Source organism: Actinocorallia aurantiaca, from assembly GCF_039533685.1.
GTDB lineage: Bacteria > Actinomycetota > Actinomycetes > Streptosporangiales > Streptosporangiaceae > Actinocorallia > Actinocorallia aurantiaca.
Map to the genome: position 1 here is coordinate 108587 of NZ_BAAATZ010000017.1, position 7329 is coordinate 115915.

The following is a 7329-nucleotide window of genomic DNA, read 5'->3' on the forward strand; positions in this document are numbered from 1 at the left end:
CGGCGGCGGCGAGCGCCGGAACAACCGCAAACGCTGGAACAGCGGCGAGCGCTGGGATAGTCGCGAGCGCCGGAGCAGCCACAAACGCCGGGATGGCCGCGAGCGCCGGGATAGCCGTAAGTACCGGAATGACCGAAAGCGCCGGGACTGTGAGAGACCCCTCCCCCGAGCAGGGCGTCTCCGCATCCGGTGTCCCGGTGGCGGTGCTGCGGTTGTGGCTGGCGGAGGCGGCCGGGAAGGTGGCGGCGGCCGCCCACCAGGTGCACGGCGCGATGGGCGTCACCCGCGAACACCCCCTGCACCACGCGACCCGCAGGCTGTGGGCCTGGCGGGACGAGTGGGCGCCGTCCCGCCACTGGGCGGAACGACTGGTCCGTGCCCTCGGGGAGGGGCCCGGAGACGACCCGCTGTGGGAGTCGACCGGCACGGACGTGGACGAAGAACCAGGAGAACGCGTATGAGCGAGTGGAAGACCCTGCGGCTGGAGAGCCTCGACGACGGGGTGCGGGTGCTGACGCTGGACGATCCGGCGAGGCACAACGCCATCAGCTTCGCGATGCGCGACGAGCTCGTCGACTGCGCGGAGCGGATCAAGGCCGACCGCGACGCGCGGGTCCTGGTCGTCACCGGCGCGGGACGCTCGTTCTGCTCCGGCGCGGACCTGGGCGAGCTGTTCGGCGAGGAGGACCTCCCCGTCCGGGAGATCCGCGACGACGCCTCCCGCATGTACGACGCATTCCTGGCGATCCGCGAGCTGCCCCTCCCGACGATCGCGGCCGTCCAGGGCCACGCCATCGGGGCGGGCCTGAACCTGGCGATGTGCTGCGACCTGCGCCTGGCCGCCCCGCAGGCGAAGTTCAGCGCCACGTTCAGCCGGATCGGCCTGCACCCGGGCGGAGGCTGCACCTACTTCCTGGTCGAGGCGCTGGGCCGCCAGCAGGCCCTGGCCGTCCTCCTGCAGGGCGGCACCCTCGCCGGCGAGCAGGCCGTCCGGCACGGCCTGGCCCTGGAACTGCACGACGACCCCCTGTCTGCCGCTCTGGAACTCGCCCACCGCTTCGCCGCCGTCCCCCCGGGCCTCGCCCGCGACATCAAGACGGCCGTCGGAATCGCCGCGACCCAAGGCTTCGAGGCGACCCTGGCGTTCGAGGCCTGGGCCCAGGCCGACTCCTCCACCCACCCCGCCACCCGAGAGAACCTGGCCCGCACCTTCCGCAAACCCTGACGGCTCCCGGACGCCATGCGCTCCGGCCTGTCCCGGCGGGACCCCTTCTTCCGGCGATTCCGGCATGATGACCAGGGGGAATCATCGATCGACCGCGGCCGGGGAAGGAACACCGTGTCCGCCCTCGGCCGTTGATCGAGTGACCGCTTTCGACGGACGAGAACAAAAGGAAGCGAGCGAAAATGGCGCAGCGCGTACGCGGGGTCATCGCACCCGGGAAGAACGAGCCCGTGCGGGTGGAGACGATCATCGTCCCGGATCCGGGGCCGGGCGAGGCCGTCGTGAAAGTCCAGGCCTGCGGGGTGTGCCACACCGACCTGCACTACAAGCAGGGTGGCATCAGCGACGACTTCCCGTTCCTGCTGGGCCATGAGGCCGCCGGGGTCGTGGAGTCCGTGGGCGAGGGCGTCACCGAGGTCGCGCCCGGGGACTTCGTGGTCCTCAACTGGCGGGCCGTGTGCGGAGAGTGCCGCGCCTGCCTGCGGGGGCGTCCCTGGTACTGCTTCAACACCCACAACGCGAAGCAGAAGATGACCCTGGAGGACGGAACCGAACTCTCTCCCGCGCTGGGAATCGGCGCGTTCGCGGAGAAGACCCTGGTGGCGGCCGGGCAGTGCACCAAGGTCGACCCGGCTGCCAAGCCGGAGGTCGCCGGGCTGCTGGGCTGCGGGGTGATGGCCGGGATCGGGGCCGCGATCAACACCGGCGGCGTCGGCCGGGGCGACTCGGTGGCCGTCATCGGATGCGGCGGCGTCGGCGGGGCCGCGATCATGGGCGCCCGGCTGGCGGGGGCGCGGCGGATCATCGCCGTCGACATCGACCAGCGCAAGCTTGACAAGGCTCTCGAACTGGGCGCCACGCACACCGTCGACTCCAAGAAGACCGACGCGGTCGAGGCGATCCGCGAGCTGACCGAGGGCAACGGCGCGGACGTCGTCATCGAGGCCGTCGGCCGTCCCGAGACGTACGAGCAGGCCTTCTACGCGCGCGACCTGGCCGGCACCGTGGTGCTGGTGGGCGTGCCCACCCCGGAGATGAAGATCGAGCTGCCGCTGCTGGACGTCTTCGGCCGCGGCGGGGCCCTGAAGTCCTCCTGGTACGGCGACTGCCTGCCGTCGCGGGACTTCCCCATGCTCATCGACCTGCACCTGCAGGGCCGACTCGCGCTGGACGCCTTCGTCACCGAGACCATCGGCATCGACGGGATCGAGGCCGCGTTCGAGAAGATGCACCACGGCGACGTGCTGCGCTCGGTGGTGATCCTGTGACCTCCGAGATCGACCACCTCGTCACCTCCGGCACCTTCTCCCTCGACGGCGGCACCTGGGACGTCGACAACAACGTCTGGATCATCGGCGACGAGCGCGAGGCGATCGTCATCGACGCCGCCCACGACGCCGCCGCCATCCGGGACGCCCTGGGCGGGCGCACCCTCAAGGCCATCGTGTCCACGCACGCCCACAACGACCACATCGACGCCGCCCCCGTCCTCGCCGACGCCACGGGCGCGCCGATCCTGCTCCACCCGGCGGACCTCCCCCTGTGGGAGATGACGCACCCGGACCGGCGTCCGGACGGGGAGCTGGCGGACGGGCAGACCCTGACCGTCGGCGGGATCGAGCTGAAGGTCCTGCACACCCCCGGGCACGCGCCCGGAGCGGTCTGCCTGTACGCGCCCGAGCTCGGCACCGTCTTCACCGGCGACACCCTCTTCCAGGGCGGTCCGGGAGCCACGGGGCGCTCGTTCTCCGACTTCCCCACCATCATCGGCTCCATCCGGGAGAAGCTGCTCGCCCTGCCCGGCGACACGAAGGTGCGCACCGGGCACGGCGACTCCACCACGATCGGGGACGAGGCGCCGCATCTGCAGGAGTGGCTGGACAGGGGCCACTGAGCGCACGATCACGCGGGGCGGACCGTGATCGCGCGGTCCGCCCGGGCGTGAAAACATGCGGTCATGGAACTGCTCGAGGCTCTGCGCGGCACCGCCGCCATCAGGGAATTCACCGACGAACCCGTCTCTAACGCCACCGTCTACCGCATCCTGGACAGCGCCCGGTTCGCGCCCAGCGGCGGCAACAAGCAGGGCTGGCGAGTCGTCGTCGTCAAGGATCCCGAGGTCCGCAGGGGCATGCGCGACCTGTACCTGCCGGGCTGGCGGGACTACCGGGCGCTGGGCGAGGCGGGTCTGAGGGCGTGGTCGCCGCTGGCCGACCGGGAGGCCGAGGCGGCGGCGCTGGCGCGGGAGCCCGCCACCGACCACCGGGCCGAGTTCGCACTCAACATGGACAAGGTGCCGGTGATGCTCGCGGTGTTCGCCGACCTGAACGAGCTCGCGGCCGTCGACCGCGACCACGACCGCTACACGTTCGCGGGCGGCGCTTCGGTCTACCCGTTCGTGTGGAACCTGATGCTCGCGGCGCGCGAGGAGGGCCTGGGCGGGGTGATGACGACGATCCACATCCGCGAGGAGGAGGGTGTGCGCGAGCTGCTGAAGGCCCCGGACGGCGTCGCGCTGGCATCGGTGGTGTTCCTCGGCCATCCGGTGCGCAGGCCGACGAAGCTGCGCCGGGCCTCGGTGCCGGAGTTCGCCACTTTCGACACCTTCGATGGGAGCCCCGTCACACCACCGGATGTTACTGACCAGTAGGATAGTTTCTCGTGAGCTACCTGTACTGGGAGAGCGTTCCGACCCGCTGGAACGACAATGACTGCTATGGCCACATGAACAACGTCATCCACTACGAGATGATGGACACCGTGGTCAACACCTGGCTCATCCGGGAGGCGGGCTTCGACCCCCGCCACGGTGACACCATCGGCATGTGCGTGGCCTCTCGCTGCGAGTATAAGGCCGAGGCCCACTTCCCCGAAGTCATCAAGGTGGGCCTGCGCATCGGCAAGCTCGGCACCTCCAGCGTGCGCTACGAGATCGGCCTCCACCGCTCCGACGGCGAGACCCTCATCGCGCACGGCGACTTCACCCACGTCTTCGTGGACAGGGAGACCCGACGGCCCGTCCCGATCGCCGGGCAGATGCGCGCGGCCATGGAGAAGCTGGTGGTGTCGTCATGACCACGACCCGCGTGTCCGTCCTGACCGAACTCGGCCGCGAGACCCCCTACGCAGAGTCCCGGCCGCTGGAGGTCGCCGAGGTGACGCTCGACCCGCCGGGACCGGGCGAGCTGCTGGTGAGGATCGGCGCGGCCGGACTGTGCCACTCCGACCTGTCGGTGATCAACGGCTCGCGGGTGCGCCCGCTGCCGATGGCGCTGGGCCACGAGGCGGCCGGCGAGGTCGTCGAGGTCGGGGAGGGCGCCGAGTTCGCCGTCGGCGACCACGTCGTGCTGGCCTTCGTCCCGGCCTGCGGCCAGTGCCCCCGCTGCCTGTCGGGGCGGCCCGCGCTGTGCGTTCCCGGAGCGGCGGCCAACGGGGCGGGCACCCTGCTGGGCGGCGGACGGCGCATCGACGGCGGCCGCGTCAACCACCACCTGGGCGTCTCGGCGTTCTCCGACTACGCGGTGGTCTCGCAGCAGTCGGCCGTCAAGGTCGACTCCGACCTGCCGTTCGAGATCGCGGCGCTGTTCGGCTGCGCGGTGCTGACCGGGGCGGGCGCCGCCCTGCACAGCGCGAAGGTCACCCCCGACGACAGCGTGGCGGTCTTCGGCCTCGGCGGCGTCGGCCTGTCGGCGCTGCTGGCCGCCAAAGCCCTGGGCGCCCAGACGATCGTCGCGATCGACGTCGTGCCCGCCAAGCTGGAGCTCGCCCGGGAGCTCGGCGCCACCCACACCGTGCTGGGCGGCCCCGACGCCGTCGCCGAGATCAAGGAGATCACCGGCGGCGGCGCGGACAAGGTCGTCGAGACCGCGGGCGTGGTCCCGGTGCTGCGCCAGGCCTACGACGCCGCGGCCCCCGGCGGCACCACGGTGACCGTCGGGCTGCCCGCCCCCGGCCGGGATCTGGCGCTGCCCGCGCTCAGCCTCGTCGCCGAGGAGAAGACCCTGCGCGGCAGCTACCTGGGCTCCTGCGTCCCCCGACGCGACGTCCCCCGCTTCATCGAGATGTACCGCGAGGGCGTCCTGCCCGTGGACCGCCTCCTGTCGGGCACGCTCCCCCTGGAGGAGGTCAACGCGGGCTTCGACCGGCTGCACACCGGTGAGGCGGTCCGCCAGGTGATCGTCTTCTAAGCGCGGGACGCCAGCATGCGCAGCGCCAGGTCGGTGTAGGCGGAGGTGATCCGGGCCGGCCTGCGGCTGCGCTGGCTGGGGTACCAGCGGGCCACGTCGATGGCCAGGGACATGATGGCCGTGGTCGCCATGGAGGCGTCCGCGGCGTCGAACACCCCGGTCTCGACTCCCTCGTCTATCGCCTCGCGCAGGAAGGCCTCGGTCCGCCGCCGGACGCCGATCAGCTCGCGCTGGTGGTCCGAGGTCAGCGAGGTGTGCTCGTACTGGACGATCCGGGCCAGGGTGTGGTGCTCGGCGTGGAAGGAGACCATCGCCTCGACGACGGCCCGCACCCGCTCCACCGGACCGACACGCTCCTCGCAGACCCGGCGCACCCGCTCGTAGTTCACCTCGTGCCCTGTTCGTGCGATCTCGTACAGCAGCGCTTCTTTAGAGGGGAAGTGCATGTACAGGGCGGCCGGGCTCATCCCCGCGCGCAACGCCACCTGACGGGTCGTGGTGCCGTGATATCCCTGCTCACCGAAGGCCGCCAGCGCCGCCGTCAGCAGTTTCTGCGCCGTCGGCGGCAGATCCGCCCAAGCCTCCTGGACGGTCTCCGCCGCCATGTGACGCCACCTCTGCACTCGTCCGGGACCCCGGTACAGACCCGGGGCCCATCAGAGATTAGATAACGGTCAGTCCGCCGTCCACGGGAATGACCGCGCCGTTCACGTACGATCCGGCCCGGCTGGAGAGGAAGACGGCGGTTCCCGCCATGTCGTCGGGGCGGCCGATGCGCTTGAGCGGGACGGCCTGGGCCACGGCGTCGCCGAACGCGTCGAGCGTCGCGGCCATCATCTTGGACTCGAACGGGCCCGGCGCGATCGCGTTGACCGTGATGGCCTCCGGGCCGAGCTCCTTGGCCAGGACGCGGGTGAGCTGGTGGATCGCGGCCTTGCTGGAGGTGTAGGAGTAGCGCTGGCCCGGGGTCATGATGCCGTCGACCGAGCCGATGTTGATGATCCGCGCCGGGTCGTCGGGGGTGGCGGCCTCCTTGAGCCGGGGCAGCAGCGCCTGGGTCAGGTAGAAGGGCGACTTCAGGTTGAGGTCGAGCACCTTGTCCCAGGCCGAGGACGGGAACTCCTCCAGCGGCGCGCCCCAGGTGGCCCCGGCGTTGTTCACCAGGATGTGCAGCGGGCCGTCGACGGTCTCGGCCAGCCGCCGGCACTCGGCCTCGGTGGACAGGTCGGCCGGGACCCCGACGACCTCTCCCCCGCCGGTCTTGGACAGCTCGGCCACGGCCTGGTCCACCGCGTCGGCCTTGCGGGAACTGATGATCACCTTGGCCGCCCCGGCCTCCAGCAGACCCCGGGCGATCATCAGCCCGATGCCCCGGGTCCCCCCGGTGACCAACGCGGTCTTGCCGTCCAGGCGGAACAGGTTCATGAGTGACTCCCGCGGTGCGCGTGACAAGGTCGATGACGAGACCGGCAGTCTATCCAGCGGCCTTCCGGAGTCTCCGAGCCCTCTCCCCTGCCGAGATCCGATGTATCCCCCGGTCGTTCCGGCTTCCGCGGCATCTGCCGTGAGGACTGAACGGGCAGGTCAGGCCCACTTCTGAGGATGGTCGGCGGGGTGCTTTCCCTGGGCGGTCCCTTCTTTTCCCACCGCGAGGGCATGCCCTAGACTCGATAAGTCTGACTTTAAGACTGCCTAGAGGATGTTCCATGACATTGCTGACCGATGAGGCCCGTGCGCTGGTGGGCCGCAAGAAGGTCTACACCGCGCCCGAGGAGTTCGGGGCGGCGGCGGGCCGGTATTTCGGCATCGCGGTCGGTGATCACAATCCGTTGTACTCGGATGCGGAGTATGCCCGTGCGCAGGGGTTGCGGGGGGTGACGGCGCCGCCGACGTTGATCTGTGAGACCAACCAGTATG

At 70.8% G+C, this 7329-nt stretch carries 10 protein-coding genes; 8 read left to right on the plus strand and 2 right to left on the minus strand.

Annotation, left to right across the window (positions count from 1 at the left end):
• The first annotated feature begins 149 nt into the window (after positions 1–149).
• The 7 genes from ABD327_RS21455 (at position 150) to ABD327_RS21485 (ending at position 5412) form a co-directional block, all read left to right on the plus strand.
• A complete protein-coding gene (locus tag ABD327_RS21455; protein ID WP_344452352.1) occupies positions 150–461 on the plus strand; it encodes an acyl-CoA dehydrogenase family protein in 312 nt (103 codons plus the stop codon).
• A complete protein-coding gene (locus ABD327_RS21460; protein WP_344452353.1) occupies positions 458–1225 on the plus strand; it encodes an enoyl-CoA hydratase in 768 nt (255 codons plus the stop codon). Before ABD327_RS21455 ends, ABD327_RS21460 begins: the two co-directional genes overlap by 4 nt.
• A 182-nt stretch (positions 1226–1407) precedes the next feature.
• Complete coding sequence (locus tag ABD327_RS21465; RefSeq protein ID WP_344452354.1) at positions 1408–2493, plus strand: S-(hydroxymethyl)mycothiol dehydrogenase; 1086 nt, start codon at positions 1408–1410, stop codon at positions 2491–2493.
• A complete protein-coding gene (locus ABD327_RS21470) occupies positions 2490–3119 on the plus strand; it encodes an MBL fold metallo-hydrolase (protein WP_344452355.1) in 630 nt (209 codons plus the stop codon). The genes ABD327_RS21465 and ABD327_RS21470 overlap by 4 nt, the downstream gene beginning before the upstream one ends.
• 63 nt (positions 3120–3182) lie before the next feature.
• A complete protein-coding gene (locus ABD327_RS21475) occupies positions 3183–3875 on the plus strand; it encodes a nitroreductase family protein (protein ID WP_344452356.1) in 693 nt (230 codons plus the stop codon).
• A gap of 11 nt (positions 3876–3886) precedes the next feature.
• A complete protein-coding gene (locus tag ABD327_RS21480) occupies positions 3887–4300 on the plus strand; it encodes an acyl-CoA thioesterase (protein WP_344452357.1) in 414 nt (137 codons plus the stop codon).
• Positions 4297–5412 carry a zinc-dependent alcohol dehydrogenase family protein gene (locus ABD327_RS21485; protein WP_344452358.1) on the plus strand — a complete coding sequence of 372 codons (1116 nt, stop codon included), beginning with the start codon at positions 4297–4299 and terminating at the stop codon, positions 5410–5412. The genes ABD327_RS21480 and ABD327_RS21485 overlap by 4 nt, the downstream gene beginning before the upstream one ends.
• On the opposite strand, the gene ABD327_RS21490 is transcribed toward ABD327_RS21485, so the two are convergent.
• Both ABD327_RS21490 and ABD327_RS21495 read right to left on the minus strand, forming a co-directional pair.
• Positions 5409–6017 (minus strand): TetR/AcrR family transcriptional regulator, encoded by a 609-nt coding sequence (locus ABD327_RS21490; RefSeq protein WP_344452359.1) that lies wholly within the window; start codon positions 6015–6017, stop codon positions 5409–5411. The two genes, ABD327_RS21485 and ABD327_RS21490, sit on opposite strands and share 4 nt — an antisense overlap.
• Before the next feature lie 58 nt (positions 6018–6075).
• Positions 6076–6837, minus strand: a complete 762-nt coding sequence (locus tag ABD327_RS21495; protein ID WP_344452360.1) for an SDR family oxidoreductase — start codon at positions 6835–6837, stop codon at positions 6076–6078.
• Between the two features lie 281 nt (positions 6838–7118).
• On the opposite strand from ABD327_RS21495, the gene ABD327_RS21500 reads away from it, so the two are divergent.
• Positions 7119–7329 (plus strand): FAS1-like dehydratase domain-containing protein (locus ABD327_RS21500; protein ID WP_344452361.1); only part of this gene is annotated, 211 nt, incomplete at its 3' end.

Coding starts and splice junctions, on each gene's coding strand:
- ABD327_RS21475 (WP_344452356.1), top strand. CDS start 3,183: ATGGAACTGCTCGAGGCTCTGCGCGGCACCGCCGCCATCAGGGAATTC.
- ABD327_RS21490 (WP_344452359.1), bottom strand. CDS start 6,017: ATGGCGGCGGAGACCGTCCAGGAGGCTTGGGCGGATCTGCCGCCGACG.
- ABD327_RS21460 (WP_344452353.1), top strand. CDS start 458: ATGAGCGAGTGGAAGACCCTGCGGCTGGAGAGCCTCGACGACGGGGTG.
- ABD327_RS21495 (WP_344452360.1), bottom strand. CDS start 6,837: ATGAACCTGTTCCGCCTGGACGGCAAGACCGCGTTGGTCACCGGGGGG.
- ABD327_RS21465 (WP_344452354.1), top strand. CDS start 1,408: ATGGCGCAGCGCGTACGCGGGGTCATCGCACCCGGGAAGAACGAGCCC.
- ABD327_RS21485 (WP_344452358.1), top strand. CDS start 4,297: ATGACCACGACCCGCGTGTCCGTCCTGACCGAACTCGGCCGCGAGACC.